Annotated in this window: 13 protein-coding genes; 3 read left to right on the plus strand and 10 right to left on the minus strand. The window is 55.2% G+C overall.

What is annotated here, in order from left to right; genetic code table 11:
- Window positions 1–70: 70 nt before the first annotated feature.
- The 6 genes from BUA44_RS09440 to BUA44_RS09465 all read right to left on the minus strand — a co-directional run bounded on the left by BUA44_RS09440 (window position 71) and on the right by BUA44_RS09465 (window position 10666).
- On the minus strand, window positions 71–1405 hold the full coding sequence (locus tag BUA44_RS09440) for an alpha/beta hydrolase (protein WP_072811240.1): 1335 nt from the start codon (window positions 1403–1405) through the stop codon (window positions 71–73).
- A gap of 42 nt (window positions 1406–1447) precedes the next feature.
- On the minus strand, window positions 1448–3136 hold the full coding sequence (locus tag BUA44_RS09445) for a pectate lyase family protein (protein ID WP_072811243.1): 1689 nt from the start codon (window positions 3134–3136) through the stop codon (window positions 1448–1450).
- Window positions 3133–4050, minus strand: a complete 918-nt coding sequence (locus BUA44_RS09450; RefSeq protein ID WP_072811245.1) for a TIGR02147 family protein — start codon at window positions 4048–4050, stop codon at window positions 3133–3135. The genes BUA44_RS09445 and BUA44_RS09450 overlap by 4 nt, the downstream gene beginning before the upstream one ends.
- 102 nt (window positions 4051–4152) lie before the next feature.
- Window positions 4153–5901 (minus strand): SGNH/GDSL hydrolase family protein, encoded by a 1749-nt coding sequence (locus tag BUA44_RS09455; protein WP_072811247.1) that lies wholly within the window; start codon window positions 5899–5901, stop codon window positions 4153–4155.
- A gap of 2 nt (window positions 5902–5903) precedes the next feature.
- Window positions 5904–7781: a GDSL-type esterase/lipase family protein gene (locus BUA44_RS09460; RefSeq protein ID WP_072811249.1), complete on the minus strand. Its 1878-nt coding sequence runs from the start codon at window positions 7779–7781 to the stop codon at window positions 5904–5906.
- Window positions 7781–10666, minus strand: coding sequence for a rhamnogalacturonan lyase family protein (locus tag BUA44_RS09465; protein WP_072811251.1), 2886 nt, complete (start codon window positions 10664–10666; stop codon window positions 7781–7783). The genes BUA44_RS09460 and BUA44_RS09465 overlap by 1 nt, the downstream gene beginning before the upstream one ends.
- 252 nt (window positions 10667–10918) lie before the next feature.
- Here BUA44_RS09465 and BUA44_RS09470 point away from each other — a divergent pair, with 252 nt between their 5' ends.
- The 3 genes from BUA44_RS09470 (at window position 10919) to BUA44_RS09480 (ending at window position 15015) form a co-directional block, all read left to right on the plus strand.
- Window positions 10919–11932: a YihY/virulence factor BrkB family protein gene (locus BUA44_RS09470; protein WP_072811254.1), complete on the plus strand. Its 1014-nt coding sequence runs from the start codon at window positions 10919–10921 to the stop codon at window positions 11930–11932.
- A complete protein-coding gene (locus BUA44_RS09475) occupies window positions 11904–12539 on the plus strand; it encodes a hypothetical protein (protein WP_072811256.1) in 636 nt (211 codons plus the stop codon). The genes BUA44_RS09470 and BUA44_RS09475 overlap by 29 nt, the downstream gene beginning before the upstream one ends.
- Window positions 12540–12624: 85 nt before the next feature.
- Window positions 12625–15015, plus strand: a complete 2391-nt coding sequence (locus BUA44_RS09480) for an excinuclease ABC subunit UvrA (RefSeq protein WP_072811259.1) — start codon at window positions 12625–12627, stop codon at window positions 15013–15015.
- Here BUA44_RS09480 and BUA44_RS09485 read toward each other — a convergent pair.
- From BUA44_RS09485 to BUA44_RS09500, 4 genes are all read right to left on the minus strand, one after another.
- Complete coding sequence (locus tag BUA44_RS09485; RefSeq protein ID WP_072811261.1) at window positions 15012–17462, minus strand: SpoIIE family protein phosphatase; 2451 nt, start codon at window positions 17460–17462, stop codon at window positions 15012–15014. The genes BUA44_RS09480 and BUA44_RS09485 overlap by 4 nt on opposite strands.
- Window positions 17463–17829: 367 nt before the next feature.
- A complete protein-coding gene (locus BUA44_RS09490; RefSeq protein ID WP_072811263.1) occupies window positions 17830–19005 on the minus strand; it encodes an iron-containing alcohol dehydrogenase in 1176 nt (391 codons plus the stop codon).
- A 120-nt stretch (window positions 19006–19125) separates the two neighbouring features.
- Window positions 19126–21690 (minus strand): InlB B-repeat-containing protein, encoded by a 2565-nt coding sequence (locus tag BUA44_RS09495; protein WP_083579563.1) that lies wholly within the window; start codon window positions 21688–21690, stop codon window positions 19126–19128.
- Between the two features lie 106 nt (window positions 21691–21796).
- Window positions 21797–23323 carry a glycosyl hydrolase 53 family protein gene (locus BUA44_RS09500; protein ID WP_072811267.1) on the minus strand — a complete coding sequence of 509 codons (1527 nt, stop codon included), beginning with the start codon at window positions 23321–23323 and terminating at the stop codon, window positions 21797–21799.
- Window positions 23324–23371 lie beyond the last annotated feature (48 nt).

Here is a 23371-nt window from a genome sequence, read left to right on the forward strand (position 1 = left end):
ATACAATAAATAATCGTACCGGCAACAGAAAATGTCAAATATTTGCCCCAGAGCGGGCTTTTTTACACAACTACTTCGCAAGACCAAAGCGAAGCGGGCGCTCGCCCTTCACGCGGAGCACGTACACACCACGTTCAAGGGTTTCAAAGCCGACAACCTCACCCTGCGACACGCGACCGTTCATGACAGTACGGCCACGCAGGTCCATAACGGCATACGGCAGGTTCGAGCCCGACGCAACGGTAAAGTTCATGTTGCCCTCGCCCATGCGCACCTGCGACGGGCGGGCCGTAGCAACAGCAAGAACCTTCGTAGAGGCAGGCTTCTGGGTCAGGCCGTAAAGGAATGCGAAAACCTTCTCGCGTACCTTCACGCCGTAGCCGTCCTCGTCATAGAACTCATGCGGCATGTCGTCGACAAAATACGTCTCGTGTTCCACGTCCTTCGCCTTGAGCACGGAATCCACAACAAAACTACCATAAAGCGTGGGCGTATTGATGCTTATGGAATTGATTCCCGCAAGCTTGAGCATCATCATGTTCACGCCCAGCGTATTCGCGAGATTCCCGAGGGGCCGGCCCGTCTTGAACAGCACGGTGCTGTCGGCAGTCCCATGCACTAGGAGCACCGGAGATGCAGTTTCTCCGATAATGGAGGGGTCGTGAACGCCACCCCACAAGGCAACAGCCGCATTCGCCTGCGGATTTTCACCCTGCACGCCGTAAATGTCTAGTTCGCCCAGGTCCGGAGCGTCGTGTGCAACGGCAGGAACCTCGGAAGGCTTGTCCATGTAGATGTTCTCGAGGGCAAGAATCGCTCCCGCGCTGTTGCCCAGCAGGTAAATGCGGTCCTTGTCAATCCCCAGATCAGAAGCCTTGGAACGCACGTAGCGGACAGCTGCACGCACGTCCTGGATTCCACGATAAACGGTACGCGAGAAGTTCAGACTATCGATGGTGAGCACCTTTTCTTCGAGCGTAGCCGTAATGCCCAGGCGGTACTGCACCGCAATGGCGACAAACCCGCGGGCGGCAAGCGAATCGCAGTACGTCACCGACTGCTGTTCCATATCGTCCTTGGAACCGGCGGCAAACGCGCCCCCATGCATCACGAGCACCGCGGCGCGCTTCTTTTCGGTATCGCCCTTGGGGGTATAGATATCCATGTGCAGGTCGATAGGCGCCATGTCCGTCTCACTTTCGTACAGGTAAACAGTGCGCCCCTGCCCCATAAGCTGCGTCATCATCGTAGAAAGCGGGCTGAGCAGACTCAGGTGGTTCACGTCCGTCGCATAAACGACATCGTTTTCCACCTCAACATCGAACATGCGGTCCTTGTAACGTTCCGCACCATACGAAGCTGAAACAGCAAGCCCCAGGGCCAGAATAGCGGATAGAACTTTCATGGAATATCCTTATTAAAGCGTTCTACCCGCAATAATAATAAATTATTGGGCGCCGCTATCGGTCCGGATAATCCATGCATTATCCGCATCGGCGAAATCGACGCTGTACTCGTAATCGGGCTTGTAGCCGAGAGCATCGCCATCAACGGACTTGCCGCCTGCCGTGAACAGGTTATCCTTCATCGCGACAAAGCCGACCGTCGAATCTACCGGAGAGCCGTCCTCGTTATACCAGCGGTAAAGCGTCACGGCCATCTCGTTATTGAAAACGTTGGATTCGACAAGGCAGCGTGCAGAATCAGAACAGACCACACCAGACAACTCGACACCATCGAAGAAGTTGCTGTAGGCATGGAGCACACCGCCATGCGAGAGAACGCCATCCCTGCTCAGGCCCGCAAAGTAGCTGTGATGCACTGTCAGGCTCTGCGCGGTATCCTTGATGATATCGCCCGAAAGCCCGAAGAGCACTCCCGTCTGCGCATTTTCGAAGCGCGACCAGGATATGGTAACGTTGTGCGAGCCGCGCTTCACGTCGAGTTCCACCAGCGGGTATTCCTCGAAGGTGCAGTGGTCCACCCATACGTGATGCGAACGGTTGTGAATCGAGAGCGCCCTGCGCGAACTGGTATCGAGCACGGTTATCGCGGGAGCCGTAAACGTGATGTTTTCGAAAATCAGGTTGCTCGATGTTTCGGTAAGGATTCCCATGCCAGCAAAGCGCACGTCGCGCCCGCGGCCATCAAAGGTCTTGTCGTTCTTGAGGCGGAGCGGAGACTGCAAGTTATACGTACCGCTCTTCTCGAAAAGAATCCACGTGGGGCCTTCGCGATAGGCACAGTCACGGAGAGAACCCGGAGCGATTACGGCCGAAGTTTTCGCATTGCCCGCAGAATCCACCTCCGTCGTGTCCTCGACAATCAGGTAGTCTTCCGTCGTGGTGACGATGCAGATTTCGCCTTCCACCCTAGAGATGTTGCCCAGGGTATCGGTAATACCCGCAGCACCCAGAGTACCGACAGCATAGCCCTCCATCTGGGCTAGCAGCGCATCGTGTTCGCTCCAGTCCTTCTCGGGATACTTGCTCGCTACCGGTTCACGATTCTTGAACACCTTTATTTCGGATTCGGGATCCGTGCAATCTACATACAAAGTATCGCCCGGCACGAAACTGAGCGTAGCCGAATTCTTTTCGGCAGCATCGGTCACATGCACATCGAATGCCCCCACCGGGAGCGAGTCGATCACGAAATGCCCGGTACTATCGGGAACCACGTAGCGGTCAAGCCCCATCACGCGAATCACGGGAGATTCTTCCCCGAGGAAAACGTACCCCTCGATTGTCGAAAGTTCACCCAGCTTGACGGTTTCCGACCTTGCCGCGTTCGTATCGAGAGTGAGGTTAAGGACCGCACCCGAGGCCCTGGAATCGCGCACGTTGCGGACTTCCAGCGCGTACTTCCCCGGTTCGGCCACAATTTCCACGAAACCGGCTTCGTCCGATTCCACCCATGCCGCACCAGAGGCGCCATCGCTCAGGTAATCGTTCGGGAGCATGCGCACGCGCGAATGGCCCGCGGGCGAACCGTCGGCAAGTTGCACCTGCAGGGCGATTGTCGATTCCGCCTCGGTACCGCCGGCAACCTTGCCGTCGTTGCTGCACGCCGTAAAGGCGAGCAGCGCAGCCGCCGCAACGGGCATGCTCCATTTCATTCCACACACCTTACTCATTGTTCACCCTCCCCAGATTTTTCCGCAGAAGGCTCCACACCCTCGTTCATCTCGAGCCCGCGTATGCGGCGCTTGCGCCCTCGGCGCTGCGGCGGCGGATACGGGTCCGAAAGCGGGAACAGCTGCATCCCCAACTGGAACACGCGATTGGGCTTTTCGCACTGCGCCACCTTCGCAAGGATTTCCCTGCGGAAGCGGCGAACCATCTCGACCAATTCCTTGTAGGTATCCTCGTTGCACGCAAAGGCGAGCGTCGAAAGGTTGCGTTCACCGCGGTCAAAGCGGTCCATCGCATCTTGCGCCACATTCAGGTTCTGCTGGATATACGAATTCACCGCCGTGCTGTACGATTCCGAGCCGCTCGAAATCAGGCCCTGCGTCTGCTCGTAAAAACCCGTCTCGGGATTCTTCTTGATCATCGAGAGGCGTTCGAGAAGCGCAATGGAGGAACGCACCTGCGAACCCGTAATCGGCGGGCGCACCATGAGCCCGAGGGCAGCATCGTCGCCCACATACGGGTAGAAAGTCACAAGTTCGCGGACTACCGCATGGTACCAGTGGTCAAAGTATTCGAACTGGTCTTTCGCCACGTTCTCGACCTTGCATTCCTTCGTGGCGACAAGCTTTTCAAGATACTGCCTGCTTTCAGTGTGGGTCTTCGCCTGGTTGAAGGCGACCATGTCGGCAAAATAAGCCTTTTCGCGTTCGTCGTTACAAAAGATATCGGCAAAAACAGAAACAAGCCGGGCAGTCAGGTTGCGCTTGCCCTGCAAAATCTTGTTGAACATCGACGCGTCAAAACCGGCGCGCTCTGCAATATAGCGATGGCTAAAGCGCCAATCACCCGCATGGCGTTCCTCGTAAGCGTCGCGCAAAAATTCGCGATAGTTCAGATACTCAAAAAGATTAATCATTTCACCCTAAATATAACAAAAAGTCCACACTTCGCAGCATAAAAAAGTCAACAACCAATAATGGTGTGAGCAGGCGCAAAGATTGCACCGGCCCACCCAATATCAGCGTTCGAAGTATCGCCCCTTCGGGAGTTTGGAACGCGAGTTCGTGCCGGGAACTATGCGTCCGAGAGCGTTGAAGCGACGGCCATCGCGAACCGCAGGAACATCCGTCGGACGTTTCACAATCGCATCCGTTCCACTCGAAGACGATTCTACATCGCCCTTCACCTTCGCAGGGCTGCATCCGGTGCGGTACACGCCCTTGATGTCGAAGGCAATCATGTCGATATTCGGTCCGCCATCTGCCGAGGCAGAGGCAAGTTTCACCTTAAAGTCAAGTGCATCCACCCAAACGTCCTCAACATAGGCGGTATCCCACTTGTCCCAGCTTCCGGTCGACTTGAACGTCACGTCGTACTCACCGTTATCGACAGTCACCTTCATGTCTCGATCAGAATTACCTACGAACGAGTAGCGAATCATTACGCGGGCGTTCGATGCAGACTGGTCCGAGGTCACATTGTAAGTAGCCGTGCTGTAGGCCGAATTGTCAAAGTTGAAGAAGCCCAGGCCCGTATAGCCTTCGTGGTTCGCCTCGGTCCAGCCATCACCCACTTCGGGGTTAGCCATGTCAATCGGAGAAGGCCAGGCTTCGTCGGCAACACCGTCAAAACAAATTTTCGGGTCAAACGAACTCGACGATTCAGGCCCAGCGGAGCTGGAAGAGGTCGGGCTATCGAGAGAATTTTCTTCGCCGTGCGAAGTCGGCTGGCAGGCGGGCCCTCCGTCAAAGACAGCCGTATAGGTCGCAGCGCGGTAGAGGGTCTTTTTGCCATAATAGTTCGAATCGGCAGAAAGCTTATTGCAGTCGTCATCGTACCAGCCAACGAACTTCTTGCCAAAGCTACCGGGGCTCACATGCAAAGTAAGCGGAGCGCCGCCAGGGAGTTGCTGGTTATGCGTAATGAGACCCTTGCTGTTCGAAATATTCGCCTTGACCGTAAATGCGTAGCGCGGCTTGAGGGCAGACACGAGCTGCGTCAGGTTCGCCTTGTTGTCGGCAGAGATGTACGATTCATTTTTCAGGGCGCTTTCAAGTTCCTCGGCAATCCACTGGCAGTGAGCAATGGAGCCCGATTCCTGGAAGTGCGTCGTTCCATCGTTAGTGACACCATCCGGGTAATTCGGGTATTCTCCCTTCAAGAACATCTTGAACTGGTAGCGGGAAACATACGCCGGGTCCCAGCTCTTGCTGTAGGCGTTGTAGGATTTGGCATTCAGGTTCACATAGACAGCGCCGTTTTTCTTGGCGAGTTCTTCCATCTTGCCAACAACGTTGTATTCAGTAAAGATATTGCGGCCATTCGCCCCCATGTTCATGTTCATCGGGGTCACATATACCAGGGTAACGCCCGCACCTTTAGCCACATCGGCATACTGCTGTAGCCAGTAGCCAAGCGAATCAAAGGGGACCTCGCGAGCTTTGCTTCCAAAATAGCGGTCATTATGCCCGAACTGGACCATCATGATATCGCCCTTCTGGAGATTCTTCTTGACCTCGTCCAGGCGGCCTTCCTGCACGAACGTCTTGGAACTGCGACCGCCGATAGCGTAGTTCACCACCTGAACGCGGGAACCGTCAAAGAAACTCCCCAGGATCTGCCCCCAGCCCGTTTGCGGGTAGGCGCTATCCTTGTAGTTACAGACCGTAGAGTCGCCAATCACGTGAACCTTGAAACTCGTAGAATCGCTCACGGCGACACCCGCAAACACGGCAGCGGCGATGAGAAGTTTGAACACTCCCTTCATATCTACCTCATCTTGACCCAGTTTGCGTTGAACTTTTCACTACCCGAGCGGACAACGACGCGGTAAAGACCCGCCGTGCGCACAGTTTCGGACAAGTCCACTTCACCCGCAGATGCGGCCTTGCGAACAACCAGGCGACCACGCATGTCGAACACGCTCACGTCGGCATCACGCACCAGAGAGAGCACGCTGCCACGGAGTTGTACTCCCGCATTTGCGGCCACGCCGCGCAGAACTGTCGTCGACGTATCAGTCGTATCCTTAGTCGAATCCTGAACTTCGGGGCAGCCCTCGCTCACGCGGCAAACGCCTGCAAGGCTGAACCCGAAGGCATCTATGTTCGGAGCTCCGTCACTCGTAAGCGACATAATCTTGAGTTCCGTTTCGCCCTGCGGGGCATCCATCACCACGTAGGCCGTATCCCACTTGTCCCAGGCTCCCGTAGGCGGCGCACTCACAAGATAGTCGTGATCCAGGTAAGCGTTGAACATGCGGTCCGTAGTTCCGCCATTGGCGTAGCGCACGGCAAGCGTCACGTAGCCCGCCGCCGGGAACTTGACCTTGTAAGAAGCGAAAGACGTCTGCGAGTTTTCGAGATTGAAGAAGCCATCGCCCATAAAGCCGGTCCAGTTGTTTTCCTTGTAGCCGACGCCCGTATCGGGACTATAGGCATCGAAGAACTTCTTGATGTTCTTGTCGACCTCGACATCAATCTGCTCGGTACCTTCAATCGGAGTAAACGGAACGAACGTCACATCGGCAAGGCTCTTCGGAGTCGTCGTCGGGAACGCCGTCAAAGCCTTGCCGTCACCGGTATACTTCTGCGCCGTACCGCCCTCATAAACCGCAGTATATTGCGTTGCGGCAGAGCCCATCACGAACGTATGGATGTAGGGAGACTTCACATTGGAGCGGCTCGGGGCACCCACCTTGTTGCCGTTACCGTCGTACCAGCCGAGGAATTTCTTGCCGCTCTTCGGCATGGTCTTGAGCATCACGGTCATTCCCTGCGGGTAATACGCGCCGAGGGACGTCGCATCGGCAGCACCTTCGGGGCTCACCTTGACATCCACCTGGTACATGGGAGCCATGTAGTCCCCGAGCTTTTTCACAATCGGGTCCGCATGCGCACGCATCTGTTCGGTAATGATACGCCCGAATGCGTTCGCACCGTTCATCTGCAAGTGCACCTGGTCCGTCTGGTCACTGCCAAGATTGCTGTATTCCGCGCTCGTCGCATAGTTGAAGATGAACTGAGCCGCATACTGCTCGCCCACCGAAATCATGTAGTTCGCGACCATCTCGCTCATGTCGATAAACGGCACGTTGAGTTCTTCGGCGAGGCTCTTGTTGAGCGCCGGATAACCGCGGTAGCTGTTATGAATCTGCGTCGGGGAATCGTAATACAGGCGGCGAATCGGGCTCATGATAATCGGGTATGCACCCTTCGCGCGGACATCGCTCACCATCTTCTTCATGTTGGAAGCGAAGAAATCCTCGGTACTGTAGCTCACGTCATTGATTCCGAACTGGATTACGACGTAATCGCCCGCTTGCAACTTTTCGGCAATGCAGTTACCGGCAGAACAGCCCTTCTTGAAGAACATGTCGTAATAACCGACAGCGGTATTACCCTTCTTGTCCTTGCCGCCACCGCCAAGAGACATGCCGCCCTGGCCACGGTTCACTACCGCCGCCTTGGTCGGGTCGAACCAGTAATGGAAATCCTGACCCTGACCCTGCTTGGGATAATAGCCCTCGTTCCAGTCCTGCATGGTGGAGTCGCCACACATGTAGATGGTCACCTTCGCAAGCGCCACGGGAGCGGCAAGCATCGAGGCGATTACGGCACCCTGCCAGATTTTAGAGAAAGCGCCCATTACTTTACCATCCTCGTCGCGGCGACAAGCTTGCCGTCGAGTTTCACCTTCACCACGTACATGCCCTTCGGGAGCAGTTCGCGATCATATGCAACCGAGGTCGCGCCAGCAGTCACGTTCCTGGAAACGCCCAGGCGCATCGCACCGGACATGTCGTAGAAGTAAATTTCAGCAAGGCCTGCTTTCGGGGTGTACAACACACCCGTTGAGGGGTTGAACACCATTCCACGCACAGAAGCTGCAACAGGCTTTATCGTGGTCTGCTCGTCGACCTGGCCCGCATAGGCGCTTACGCCCTCGATATCGAAGTAGAACACATCCACATTCGCGCCACCATCGGCAGTCGTCGACTTGAGCGTAATCGTATTGAGTCCCTTTGCCAAATCAATCTTCGCATCGGTCGTAAGCCAAGTCGTCCAGCCGCCGGTCGCATCCATAGAAACTGTCCCTACCTTGACTCCATTCACCACAAGTTCCATATCGCGTGCGGCACTGCCACCGTTTGCAAAGCGGATGCTGATGGTAGTAGAAGCAGTATGTTCGGAATGCAGGTTCCATGTCCCGTAGCTTGCGGTGGAATTGTCGAAGTTGAAGTATCCCTTCTCGACAAAGCCCGTATTGGTCGTCTCGGACCAGCCAATTCCCGCATCCGGCGTAGAAGCGTCGACCTTGGAGGCCTCCTTCTTCGTCGCAACCTCTTCAGCATTTCCCGGAGCAGCAACAGAGAGCACACCCTTCGCAGATGCGGCATCACCCTCACCACCTTCGGTTACAACGGTGTAGGCAAATACGCCCGCTTCCGTCGGAGTTCCAGAAATGGTCACGGTCGAACCCTCTACCTTCGCGGTCACGCCCTTCGGGAGTCCAGTCACCTTCACGCCGTCGCAGCCGATAAACTTGTAGCCAAAGTTCTCGATTGCATTACCCAGCAGGATTCCCTGGTTTTCAAGCCCATCGCCCACCTTCGAAATAGAAGGAGCGAGGCCCGCGACACCTTCGGTACCAAGCATGTAAATGTCGGGTTTCTTCAAGTTCTTCACCATGTCGGGCAGATAATAGCTCACATGAGGCGGCTGGTTGTAGGCAACATTCTGCCAGGCAACACTCACGCGGTATTGCGGGTCATGCATCAGCGTGTAGAGCCTGTGCGGAGTCGTCACGGGAGTCTGGAAAATCGTAATCGTCGAAGGATCCGTGCTGGAACGCGCAATGAATTCTTCGCGCCAGTCGCCAAACAGGTCTGCCACAATGCAGGGATTCGCCTTAGTGTAGTTGTTCAGAGTCGAACTATTCACTTCATAGAAGCTGAAGTAGCGATCGACCGTCTTCTTGCCAGAATTCCACTTTTCAATCTTTCCTCCGCTGCCGCCACTGCCTGTAGCATCCAGCAATTCATCCTGCAGGTCACCGTCAAAGTAAATGCGGAAATTGACCGAGGGCTTAGTCTCATTCAAAAGAGTCCCCTTCACGGTACGCATTCCACCACTGGTACCCGACCACATTTCGAAGCCGCGATTCGTGGAATCGACATCGGCAGCCATGCCACGGCCATTGTCCACATTTCCAGCCTGGGTCTGAGTCGTTCCCCAGATGACCTTGCCATCCTTGTCGCGGAATTCTTCACTATACGCATTCTGCTTTTCTTCGTGAACATCGTAGACTTCCAAACCCGGATGGTCAGGATCCATATCTGAAAGATGCATGGCATCGCCATGGCCAAAACCAGTACGGTATCGGAGCGTTCCGTCATGATTGAGTGCGGCAGCCCCCATAACGATTTCGTCAAAACCGTCGCCATCCAGGTCGCCAACGGAAAGGTTGTGGTTGCCTTCGCCGTAAAGTCCCTGCCCCTTCTTGTCGGAACTGTGCTGCCAGCGGGTCTTGAGTTCCTTGCCGTCAAAGTCATAGGCGGCCACAAAGAATTCGGTATAGTAACCGCGGCTCATGATCACACTCGGGTGAACCCCGTCTAAGTAAGCAATCGCCGCCAGCATGCGGTTGTCACGGTTGCCGTAGGTGTCGCCCGAAATCTTTCCGCGGGCAGGCCAATAGTTAATCGTATGGACAGCCTCGCCGGTATTTCCCTTGAACACCGTCAGGAACTCGTTACCGGTCATGATCGTTCCCGAAGAGGAGCGGTAATCCTTGGAACCGTCGCCAATGACCTTGCCCTTGCCGTCGACCGTCCCATCCGAAGTTTTCATCACAATTTCGGCAATTCCGTCACCATCCAGGTCGTAGACCATGAACTGGGTGTAATGGGCGCCGGCACGGATATTCTTGCCGAGGTCAATACGCCACAGGAGGGTTCCATCCATCTTCAAGCCGTCAATAAACACCGATCCCGTGTAACCCGACTGGGAGTTGTCCTTGGAATTGTTCGGATCCCATTTGAGAACCAAATCCAGTTCGCCATCGCCATCCAGGTCACCCACGCTCATGTCGTTGGGGCTGTAGCTGCATGTGGAACCGTCCGGCATCGTCTGGTCCTTGGGCACATTGAGACCCTTGATGGTCTTGTACGGGAACCCCTTGCTGTTCTGGTCCAACACGATAAGTGCGCCTTCCGCCTTGCCTTCCTTGCCGTTCACCACGGCAGCGACCGTATACTTGGAAGTCGTCTTGCCGTCAGCATCCAGGTAGTTCGTGCCAGCAGTCTTTCCGATGGTGGCGATTTTCGTTCCGTCGCGGTAAAGGTTGAATTCCGTGTCCGGATTCTCGGTGCCCAAGAGGCGCCAGCTCACAAGCATACCCTTGCCCGTATTCGCTACAGCAAGGCCACGCGAAAGTTTTTCCATTTGGCGGGTCGCCGCGAAAGAGGGAACGGAGAGCCCAAAAGCAAGCACCCCGGCCAACATCACAGAAGTTTTCGTTCCAATACCCATAACAACTCCATTTCTTGCGTTGTCTTTTATAAATATACACCCATACACCCCAAAAGGGCACATGGCACCATCGTTAAATATATATTAAAAATTTTTAAAAGTCTACATATTTTTGTAAAATTTTCAGTTTTTAACATATTTTTAGATTGCACACAGTTTAAAAAGTCTACATTTTTGTGTAAAAACGTGGACACAGGAGCCGTTTTTAGTCGATATTCCGCACCGGCCTATTCATTTTCTATAATTGGGGGCATGCCGGATTGGTGGAAGAATTTTTCTTGGGAGAGGCTTTTCGACTCTATTGCAGAGCGTTCCCCCTCCTTTGTAAAGGTCATGGTCGTGACCGGGAAGTCGTTCCTGTACTACCACGGAATGACCCGCGCGGCAAGCCTCACCTACACCACCCTGGTCGCAGTCGTCCCCCTGCTCATATTGCTCACCTCCATTACCCTCGCCGTCGGATTTGGCGGGTTCGTGTCGGACTACCTGCCGATATTGCTCGACATGCTCAACCTGGACTGGCCCACCGAGCAGGTCCAGAACATCGTCGAGAACGCGGAACATATCCCCATCGGAAAGCTCGGGTTTATCGGCGCCCTAGGCCTCTTCGTGACGTTCATCCTCGCCTTCGGGAGCCTCGAGACGAACTTCAACGTGGTGTGGGAGGTCAAGACCTCGCGCACCGTCATCCGGCAAATCCAGGTTTACACCCCCTTCCTGCTTATATTCGCGGGCTTTATCGGGATGTTCGCGGGATTCGTGAACCACGTGCAGGACGTGCTCACCATGATTATCGTGGACGGTTTCCACTTTTCGCCCCAGCTGCTCAAGATTCTCATCACGGCGTTCTGGTACATCGCGTTCCACACCGCGGCGATGCTCCTCATATTCCTGATGCTCTACGCCCTGCCCGCAAGGAGCCTGCGGCAGCGCGAAACCGGCAAGGCGCCCCCCTACCGCAAGCGCAAGCTGTTCGGCTACTCGCTAATGACGACCATCATCGCATGGATTTGCATCAATATCTACGTGAAGATCCTCATGCTCATCCAGACCGCGATGGTCACCCGCATGTCCATCTTCTACGGCTCACTCGCCTTTATCCCGCTGTTCCTGTTCCTGCTCTTTGGCGTGTGGTCGATCATCCTGTGCGGCAACAGCCTCGTGTGGACCATCTGCTACTGGCCGGAATCGTCCGAAAAGAAATGGAACTGGAACGCAACCCTGGAGGACATCCACAATGCTCAACGGAACGAAGAAAAGAAGTAGATTCACGGCGAAATTCGCCTTCGCACTTGCGCTGGTGCTTTCGCTCTCGGGAACAAGCTTTGCCGAACTGGCGGGCATGGGCGATTCGAACGCCCCCACCGAGGAAAAGTCCGAAAGGGGCATCAAGGCCCTCATCGGCATCGGTGGAGGAAACTCCATGATCACCGACGATGGGACTATCTTCATGGCACTCCGCATAGGCCTTGACTTCGGCAAGTTGCTCTCGGCCGGCATGTGGTACGAAACTACCATCAGCGACGTGCGCAACTACAACGTGCCCCAGAAGCAGCTCGTGAACTACAACTCGTTCGGCGCGTTCGTGGAACTCTTCCCGCTCCGCTTCAATGAACAGATGTCTGTTTCCGTGCCCATCAGGGTCGGTGGCGGCGCCGTGAACGCTCTCGAGAACGGCGACGAGGGCTTCGAATCCGAGGACTACTTCTTCGTGGCCGACATGGCAGCACACTTCAACTACCGCATTACCAGGATGCTCGAAGTGTCTATCGGTGGTGGTTACCGCATGTTCGCAGGCATCGAGGAGAACAACCTCGAGAACATGGACTTCTGCACGCCGTTCGGAGAACTCCGCTTTACCATTAGGGAGTAAACAATGTGAGATGTGAAATGTGAGGTGTGAAATGACACATCCCACATTACTCATTACACATTTCACATTACCAATAGGGTAACTTGTGGCCGGTTCGAGTTTCATTTCTATACGCGGGTGCCGCCTGCACAACTTAAAGAACGTGGACGCACAGTTCCCGTTGGGCGGCATTACCGTAGTATGCGGGCCTTCGGGCTGCGGAAAGTCGACCCTGGTGCTCGATACCCTGCACGGGGAATCCAAGCGGCGCTACCTCGAAACGCTTTCGCCCTTCGCCGCAGAACTCCTGGGCGGCCGCAGGATTGTCCCGCTCGACAGCGCCGAAGGTTTGCCGGCAAGCCTCGCCATCGGGGCGAGCCACGGGGAAACTCCCGCCAAGTCTTATGCGTTGAGCCTCTCGGAATGCGACGCTACGCTGCGCAGTCTGTTTGCACGGTTCGCGAAGCCCGCCTGCCCGGTATGCGGCAAGCCCATGGAGAGCACGAGCCGCGAAGAGATCATAAAGGAAATCGCGGGACTCCCCCAGGGGAGCAAGTTGCAGTTTTTTGCACCCCTTCCCACCAACCGCGCGACCCTCGACAAGCTTTCGGCAGTGTTCCTGGCGCAAGGGTTCACCCGCGCGATGGCCGACGGCGTGGCCTACTCGCTTGCTGACTTGACGGCGAACGAGCGCGAAATCGTGCCGCAGGAATTCTTCATCGTCGTGGACCGCATCATCGTCCGCGAGAACACGCGCACCCGCATCGCCGAGGCCGTCGACGGCGTCTTGAAACTCACGCACGGCGAACTCATTCTCGATAACGGCGGCAAGCGCTCGCTTTACAGCATGGTGCCGCGATGTGCTGAGCACGGAGCTCAGTCATCAAGACCGCTCGAACCCGAAGACCTTTCGCCCTACTCGCGGTCTTGCGCATGCGAGGCTTGCGGCGGCACCGGGAGCATCGAGGGCGACGACACCGTCGAGGAATGCCCCGAATGCAGGGGTCTGCGCCTCCGGCAGAATTTGCTCCAATCAGTCATAGACGGCACCACCTGGAAAGACATCCTGGAAACTCCGTTCGCGGAACTCGAAGCGAAACTGCACGCGCTTTTTGATGGACGCCTGCTCGCGAACCAGAAGCCCGCATTCAACGCGCTTATCGACCGCATCCAAGCCATCAACGAACTCGGGATTGGATACCTCACCGCGGGCCGCGCCGGTTCGACGCTCTCCGGCGGAGAAATCCAGAGGCTCCGGCTTTCGAGCCTCAGCACCGGGCACCTGAACAACCTGCTGATTGTCCTCGACGAACCCGCAAGCGGATTGCACCAGAGCGATGTCGACGCCCTCTGGAAAGTCCTCAAGAAGGTGCAATCCCGCGGGAACACGCTCGTGCTTATAGACCACAACCCCGCCCTCATCAGACGCGCCGACTGGATAATAGAAATGGGGCCCGGCGCCGGAGAAAAAGGCGGCGAGATTCTGCTGCAAGGGAAGGCGAAAGATGTGCTGGAGAACCCGCAGTCGCCTACGGGAGCGTGGATTCGATTGCTGGACAAAGAACAAAGATCCCCGACCATGCTTCGGCAACGCTCAGCACAGGCGTCGGGGATGACAGAAAGCAAGCAGAGTAAGACATCGAAAAGGAGAATGCCGGCCATCGATATCGAGAACTTCGCGATGTTCGATATGAAGCCGGTCACCGCGCACTTCCCGGTACAGAAATTCAGTGTCATCACGGGCCAAAGCGGTAGCGGCAAGTCCACGCTGTTCTTCAGGAACCTGGTCCCGCGCGCCAGCCGGGGCGAATTCGACAACCTCGGCATACAGGCGCTCTCCGTGCTTTCTACGGGCGACTTCCACGGGAACCGCCGCAGCACCGTCGCCTCGGCAATCAACCTGAACACGATTCTGCGCGACCTGTTCGCGAAACTCCCCGAAAGCAAGGTGCGCGGCTACACCGCAAGCAAGTTCGCGACGCATGCCCCCGGCGGCCGCTGCGAAAACTGCAAGGGAGAAGGCGTAATTCTCGACCCCGCTGGCTACGAGGAATCGCAGTGCCCCGTATGCCTCGGCAGGCGCTTCAAGGACGAAATTCTCGAGGTTCGCTTCAAGTCGCTTTCTATAGCCGACATCCTCGACCTGGAAGTCGGCGACGCCTACAGGCTGTTTACGAACCTGAAGCCTTTTGCAGATAAATTAAAACCACTCGTGGATACCGGGCTCGACTACCTGAAACTCGGGCAGACCACCTCGCACCTTTCCGGAGGGGAACGCGCCCGCTTGCGCCTCTCCATTGCGCTTGCACGTGCAAAAGCCCCAAACACGTTGTTCCTTTTCGACGAACCCGCACGCGGACTCCATCAAAAGGATATCCAGCACCTGCTTGACCTTATCCATGGCCTCACCGAAGCGGGCCATACCGTCATTGCCATCGAGCACGCACAGGATTTCGTGAACGCCGCCGACTACGTGGTGGAACTCAGCAGAAATTAAAGCGTCTTGGTAATCGCAAGTTCATTGTGGTCGCCGTTCCTGCGGTAGCACACGCTATCCATCGTCTTCTTGACAATGAAAATCCCGAGGCCGCCAATCTCGCGGTCTTCCGCGGAAAGCGACACGTCGGGATCCGCCTGCCTGAGCGGATCGAAGGGCGAACCGTTATCGATAAACGTGAGCCTTGCCTCAAGCGTCGCCTTGCGGATTTCGACAATCAGGGTCACTTCCGTCGCGCCCGAGAACTTCACGATATTGCTGTAGATTTCGTCAATCGCGATGTTAATCTGCATCTGCGACTTCATGGACGGGTCCATCGGGGCAAGGATACCCTCGACGAACGTGGTAAGCACTTCCTGGTTTTCGGGAATCACGTCCACAATCTTCTCGTAACGTTGCCAGGCATCGCGCATCTGCATCTTCTTCTCGCCATCCATCGGCGTGAGGATTCCTTCCACGAACGACTTGAGTTCGCCGCGCTTCCCGTCACCAACGTTAACGGTCTTCTCGTAGCGTTCCCACACGGGCTCGTCGTTACCGACAAACTTCACGGCAAGCATCGTGATATCGTCGAACTGCGGGGCGCCCTGCACAAAGGTATCGATTTCCTGCTTGACAAATCCGCAAATCTTGGAGGTTCCCAAATCGCCACCCTTCTTCACGGAACTCAACAGGCGCTGGTCACCAAAAAGTTCATCATTGTTGTTTGTCGCCTCGGTCACGCCATCGGTGTACATGAACAAGGTGTCGCCCGACTTGAGTTCAAAGGTCTGCGCCTCGTAAACCGTATGTTCCATGGCGGCCATGACAAGCCCGGACTTGCTCGGGACAAACTCAACAGAACCGTCGCTGTGGCGGACAACCGGCGGGTTGTGCCCAGCAGAAGCAAACTCGATGCGGCCCGTGCGCAGGTCGATAATGCCCATCCAGACGGTTACGAACATGTTCAGCCTGTTGCGCCTTGCAAGCGCGAAGTTTGCGGCACTGAACGTCTTTTGCACATCCTTCAGGTTCTTCGCCATAATGCGGAGCATGATTCGGGAAACCATCATGAACAGCGAAGCAGGCACGCCCTTGCCGGACACGTCGCCCACCACAACGCACAGGTGGTCGTTATCAATCTTGAAGTAATCGTAGAAGTCGCCGCCAACTTCCTTCGCCGGCTGCAGGAACTGCGAAAGCTCGTGGCGGTCGTCATCGGAATTTTCTTCGCGTTCCTCGCCCGGGAGCATCGACAACTGAATATTGCGCGCCAGGTCAAGTTCGCGCTCGATGCGCTTCACGTCCTTCTCGGCCTCGACGTAGTTCTTGAGCGAGTCAAGCATGTTCTTGAATGCACCCGCAAACTCCGACACCTCGTCGTGCCCGGATATCTTGGGAATTTCCACATTGAAGTCGCCCTTGCCGAGCTTCTTCGCCGCCATCGCGAGATCCTTGAGCGGCTTGGTGACCCGGAACGAGATGAGCAGCATAAAGAAAAGCAGTATGGCATAACCCGCCACGGCAAGCCCAACGAAAAGCTTAAACAGGGCCTGACGGTCCTCGTACCACTGCTGTACAGGCCAGGCAACCAGGAACGTCCAGTCGTTCGACTTCATCGTGGTGTAGTAAATGGCCGCGTCCATCCCTGCGACATTACCCAAGATAAGGCCCTTCGCCTTCTTGACGCTCCTATCGAAATCTGCAAGATCGCCACCGACAAGTTCCCTGACCTTCATTTCGTCAGCGGTTTTCCCGCCGGCAACGGCCTTCGGGTAAGCGACCGGGACATTCCTCGACGAAAGTATCATGGCAAAACCCGAATTGGATACCGGAATCGAGGAAACCGTTCCCTTGAGGAAATCAATAGAGATGTCAATGGCAAGGACACCGACCAAAACATCCTCGTCCGCCTTATCCTTGCGGAATATGGGGACCGTATAGACGGCGATAGGCTCTGGGACAAATTCACCGATAAACGGTTCCTGCCAGCGGGCAGTCTTGGTATCCCTCGTGCTCTTGTACCATTCATGAACATCGTAGTTGGCACCGGCGACAAGCTTGCTCTCGTTATTAACGAAATAGGCCAGCTTCATGTAGTCGCCCTTCTTGGTTTCAGGGCCCTTGCCGGGTTCCCACGCCGTGACCACCGCAATAATCTGGGGGACGGAATTCCTCGCGACATCCAAGGAGCGCAGAAGGTAGTTGTCGAGTTCTTCGCGCGTCATTTCTTGCGAGCCCAGCCTCGCGGCAATTTCCTCGCCGATTGTCTTGGCGGCATCGAAAATCGAGTTGATATAGGTTACACTCGCTTCGCTAGTCTGCTCGCCATTATCCATCGTCATCTGTTCGAGTTTTCCGTTCATCTTCGACGTCATGATGCCGAAAATCGTGCCGACGACAACCGTGACGACTATAAGAATCATCATGGTCTGTTTGAACGCGAGTCCGCGGAAGTAGAATCCCATAGAAACCTGCCCTGTACGTTTTTAAGAAATATATGTAAAAAGTGGCGGATTGTCGCCACCACCCTAGAAATTATCGTTACTATTTCCAGCCCTGGGCCACCGCAAGGCGCGTGATGGCCATGCTGATGGTCCCCGTACCGCCGATAAAGAGAGCAATCATAAAGAAGTGGTTAGTGATTAGTGGTTAGTGGTTAGGGCCGAAGGTCCGTGGTTAGGATTCTGAAACTCGTCATGTTCGCGAAGGCGAACATCTGCTAGACAACTGTGAGCGGATCCTCACATTCGTGAGGATGACGAAAAGGGTTTTATTTTTCATTTCTCACAACTGGCTCCTCATAACCCATCACACACTTCACACTACACATTTTTATAGCGTCGCGTGTGCTGCGATCTTGTAAATCTCAGTCACGTCCTTCGCCTTGAGCGGCACGAAGCCCCAGCCATCGCCCGGGTTCAGCTTTTCGACCATCTTCGGGATGTCATCTTCCTTCGCGCCGAGTTCGGCGAAGTTAATCGGCATGCCGATGGAATGCAGGAAGCGGCGGAAGGCCTTGATGCCCTCGAGGGCGGTGGCCTTCGGGTTCTCGAAGTTCATCTGACAGCCGAACACGCGGGTAGCCATCTGGGCAAAGCGCATCACGTTGTGGTCTACCACGTATTCCATCCAGGCAGGCATGATGACCGCAAGCCCCGCGCCATGGGCGCAGTCGTAAAGCGCCGAAAGTTCGTGCTCGATGGCGTGGCTGTTCCAGTCCTGACTGCGCCCGCAGCCCACAACGCCGTTGTGGGCTACCGTCCCCGCCCACATGATGTTCGCACGCACCTGGTAGTTGGCGGGGTCGGCAATGGCGCGCGGGCCCTCCTTCACCATCGTCAAAAGCACAGCTTCGCACAGGCGATCAGTCACTTCCACTTCGAGCGTGTTCGTGAAGTAGCGTTCAAAGACGTGGGCCATGATGTCGGTAATGCCGCAGGCCGTCTGGTAGGCGGGCAACGTGCAAAGGAGTGCCGGATTCTGCACCGCAAACTTCGGGCGGATATGTTCGCTGCTGGCGCCACGCTTAAGCATGCCGTCTTCCTTGGTAATTACGGAGTCGCCGCTACCTTCGGAACCGGCGGCCGCAATGGTCTGCACCACGCCAATCGGGAGCGCGCGCGCCGCCGAGGCCTTGCCATCGTAAAAGTCCCAGAAATCGCCATCATAAACAGCACCCATCGCAATGGCCTTGGAACTATCAATCGTAGAGCCGCCGCCCACAGCAAGGATAAAGTCTATGCCGTTCTGGCGGACAATCTCGATGCCCTTGTACACGAGCGAATCGTGCGGGTTCGGCTTCACGCCGCCAAGTTCCACATGCGGGATACCAGCCGCATCCAGGCTCGCCTTCACGCGGTCGATGAGCCCCGAACGCACCGCAGAGCCACCACCGTAATGGATCAGCACCTTCGTGCCGCCGTACTTCTTGACAAGCGCACCGCATTCATTTTCGCGGTCCATGCCGAATACAAATTCCGTGGGGCTGTAGAAATTGAAATTTTCCATGTTCCATCCTTTGTTTTTTGCTTAAAAAATACAAGAATTCAGCCGGAAATGCGCACAAATTCGGCTTTTTTCTGTGTACAGGGGGAAACAGGAATTCTTTAACCCGCTGCGGCGAGGGTGCTATTTCACATTGACCCTGTGCGCCTGGCGGCCCACTTGAACCAGATAACTGCCGGCACGACGCATTTCGAGCGCAACGTTTCCAGTGGAGCCCACCAGCCCCTTGGCAATTACCCGGCCCTGCATATCGAACACGTTTACCTTTGAGCCCGCATGGGCGCCATAGACTTGCAGCAGGCGACCCGCGGCATTGACGCCGAACGAAAGCGTCTTGGAAACTTCGCGAAGCGATTGCCTTATACCACTCGACCAGATGGTACCATTGTTTGTGTTTACGCAACTGTTTACGAATTTTGGGAAGGTGCCCGCATCATCCGGATGCCAGAAAAATTCTTCCCATACGGACTGGCTGTAATAATCGTTGACAAACAGTCCCGAAATGCTGTGGCCGTTGGATTGATAAACAGGAGTGGTGTCGCCCCTGCTCAGTATGCCAATGGGGTGCCACAGTACAATTCCGTCCACCCAGTTGCTGTCGCCGTCCACGAGGGCGTCATTGACGACAATGTCGTTTTTCTGCCAGGCGCAGGGATGGGTTTCCGTAACCTTGACGCTATCAAGCTTGTTGCTCGTATACAATGCAAACCAGTACAGTTCATTGCGATCCGAGAGGATGTAGCAGCCGTTTTCGTTTTTGGCGGGCTTCTTGGGTTCGGGATACCAGTGCGCATAAAGGTCGAAATCGCGGCTGTAGTAGGATGTTTTCCCGAAACTCTTGATTTCGCTGGAATAAGTGAGTTTGTCAAACCAACCTACAAAAATAAAGCCTTTACGGGTCGGTTCTTTTAAGGTGATGTCGGTGTCGAAATTGAATGTTGCCGGATTAACGGGGTCATTCTCGCCACCGTTCAAGTGGTACGTGATCTTATAGTTGTTCGTTATCCACTTTGCATATAACGTGATATCGTCGTGGTGTTCCTTCGCAAGCTCTTTCACAAGCGTTTTGAACGTGGAATCGGCATACCAGCCGTCAAAAGTGTAGCCTACTTTTTCAAGCCCCTTTAATGTATAGGCCGCGGAATCCGAGGACCAGCGCGAGGGATTGATTTCGGGCTCCATGCCGCCATTGGCAACATAGGTGACAAAATATTCGCTCTCCCACCTGGCGTAAAGGGTGTAGTATTTTTTGGTACCGGCCTTGATGGTGTCAATCCGTTCCTTATACAGGCTGTCGGCAAACCACCCTTCAAAGGTGTCGCCCTCCTTTGTGGGATTTGCCAAAATAACGGAGGAATCGCCCGTGTAGTACTTGGGATTTTGATCGCTGTTCACGCCGCCGTTCAGTTTGTAATCAAGGTAATACTTCACCTTAGAACTTAAAACCGGGTATGGATCTACGCCCACGCTTTGTTCCCATGCGGCACCATAGGTGCCCTCCTGCAATTTCCCTAGAACGGTCCCGTCCCTGAATTCGTCCGCAGTCGCCTTTGATCCACCGTATTGGGCGGCCCCATCGCCGGCATAGTAGGTGTTCTTGATTTCAACATGATGGCGGGAACTGTCATAGAAACACCATTCAAGATTATGAAGGCCAAAAATGGCATCGCCGCTATCAGAAACAGTTCCGATATTGAATACGTTCTCGAGGGTTAAATCCTGCGCTTGACCGACAATGCCTCCGGTTCCATCATATAGGCTAGATGCACCGGAAACGCGGCCAGCATTGTAGGCGTTGATAATCTGAGTCACGTTGCTCGGGTTCATCGTGGGCCATTCGGGCTTTGCTAGGGCAGGCTTTGCCAAGGGAGGCGGAGCACAAAGGCACGACCAGTCTTCCTCGCTTATAATTGCACCGGCAATGCCGCCGGCGTTACCGCGCGCGACAACCGTCGCCTCGCTAAAAACATTGACAAGATGCGCCGACTGGTCTATATAGCCGACAATACCTCCTGCATAACGGGTACCTTCAAAATAGGAATCCTTAATACCCAAGTTCCTTACGACGGGGGGCTTGCCGGCGCCTTCATAAAGCTTAGAGAAAAACCCGGCTTCATACTGTTTTTTTGTATAAAGCCCCGAAATGGTGTGGCCGTTGCCCTCAAATATTCCGCCAAATGCAAAAGGCAGCCAGTACATGATGTCATTGCGGGTGGAGTCCGGGTTCCCTTCCGCATCCAGCAGATTTTCGTTGACCACGATATCGTTCTGGAGTTCTAAGCAAGCAAAGGTGGAAAGTTTGGGGATGGCGTAAAGTTCCTCCTTGGAGGTGATTTGGTAACAGCTGTCAACACTTAACTGGGGTTCCTTGACTGCAGGGGCCCAAAGCGCTGTTAGCGTGTATTTGTCTCCACTGCAACGGGATATACTTTTTTGGGGAGCGTCGTAAAAAACACCAGTGGGAGCTTCTTTAAACCAGCCCAGAAACCGGGAACCTTCGCGGGTCGGGTCTTGGAGCGTAATCGCGCATTCGCTAGAATCTGCTTTTATGACGACATAGCTATCCGGGTTCGCGGGGTCATTCACGCCCCCGTTCAGGTAATAGGTGATAGTCAGCGTGTCGCCTACCGCGGCAAAGCCGAAGCCAGCCAACGACAACAGCAATAAAAAGGAATACAAACACTTCATATCCTTAATATAATCACAAATAAGTTAATCCGGACAAAAAAAGTAGAAAAACACGTAATTTCACGGAACGACGCACCATCTTTGTGCCATCTTAGGTGTAAAAGAACTACCGCATCGGGAATTCTTCGAAGGCCTTGCTGTTCGCCTGCAGGTTGCTACCCTTCCAGTCGAAGAGCGCGGGGCCCCAGGCGCCGCCGAGCGTCGGTTCCCAGAAGAACGTGCCTATCCAGCGGTCGAGCCCCTTCACCATCTCGGTCGTGCGCTTGCGCGAACCGTCAAAATTGTAGTGGTTCTCCGCATCGCCACCGTTGTATTCCGCGACGATGAATTCAAGATTCGGATAGCTTGAAGTGACCGTCTGGAAGAGCGATTTCCAGTCATCGGGAGCCTTGTCGCCATACGCCGTGTAGGCGGAGAATCCCATCACGTCGGCGGGGACCTTCTGGTTCTTGAATATTTCCGTCATCCACCAGGTGACGGTATTCGCCTGGCGTATGCGTTCGATGTGCAGCACAGTCTTGGTATTCGGCGAAACATCCTTGACGGCCTTGATGCCCGCCTTGAAGTACTTCGCCGCGTTCGCCTTGCCGCTCGAGGTGCTCATATCGCCGGCAATCGCGGCGGAGGCCTTGTCCACATTGTCGCCCCAGCAGTTCGTACTGCTGTTCGGCACGTGAACGAGGATGCCCGGCGTGGTCTCGTTGCCAATCTGCACCATCTCGGGAACCACCCCCACCTGCTTGAGCGCATTCATCAGGTCAAGAGTGTAGGCATACACGGAATCGGCAAGGGCGTCGGAGCTGTTCACCTTGCGCCAGCGCTCGGGAATAATCTGCTTGCCGGGATCGGCCCAGTTGTCGCTGTAGTGGATATCGAGCAAGAACGCCATGCCCGCAGCCTTGATTTTTTGCGCGTAGGCGACGATGTGGTCCTTGTCGGCATAGGCTTCTGCATCGTGGTCGCAACCCGCAGCGGCATAGCCGTACTTTGCCTTGGGGCTCACGAAAGTCTTTAAACGGATGGCGTTGAAGCCGTGGTCCTTGAGGAGCGTAAAAATGTCCTTTTCGGTTCCGTCAACGTCGAAGAACTTCGCGCCGAAGCGTTCGTATTCCTGCACGGTCGAGATGTCTGCACCGGTGTAGAAACCGAAACTGAGCGGCGATTCGGAAGCGGAGGACTGCGGAATTTTAGACGAGGACGAAGGCGGAGGTTCATGCGCCGAGGAGCGCGGGGGTTCCATGCCCGAAGAAGAACGCGGAGTGATACGGATCGAACTGGAACTGAAATACGAATCCCACAAATAAGACGAAGATGAAGCAAAGGGCGGAAGCGGTACAGAAGAAGAGAGCGGCCCTTCGGACGAACCTGCGGGGGGATTGTCGGAAGACTGCGGGAATTCGGAAGACTGCGAGACATCCGAAGATGACGAGATTGCCGCAACATCGGAGGAGCCGCCCAAATCGGGCAAGGACATGCCCGCAGAGGAATCCCCCACGATTTCGTAGTCGTAACCGGCACCGCGGTCGGAATCACCGCCGCATGCAACGAAAAGAGCCCCAGCCGCAGCCATCGCCGCGACACACCCAAAACGGCACAAGTGCCGCACTCTAAAACAACCCTGTTTGTATCCCATGCCTTAAATTTAAACTAAAAGTTTGGCAAGCGGTGCGCCGGAGCCCAT

Source organism: Fibrobacter sp. UWR3, assembly GCF_900143055.1.
Lineage (GTDB): Bacteria > Fibrobacterota > Fibrobacteria > Fibrobacterales > Fibrobacteraceae > Fibrobacter.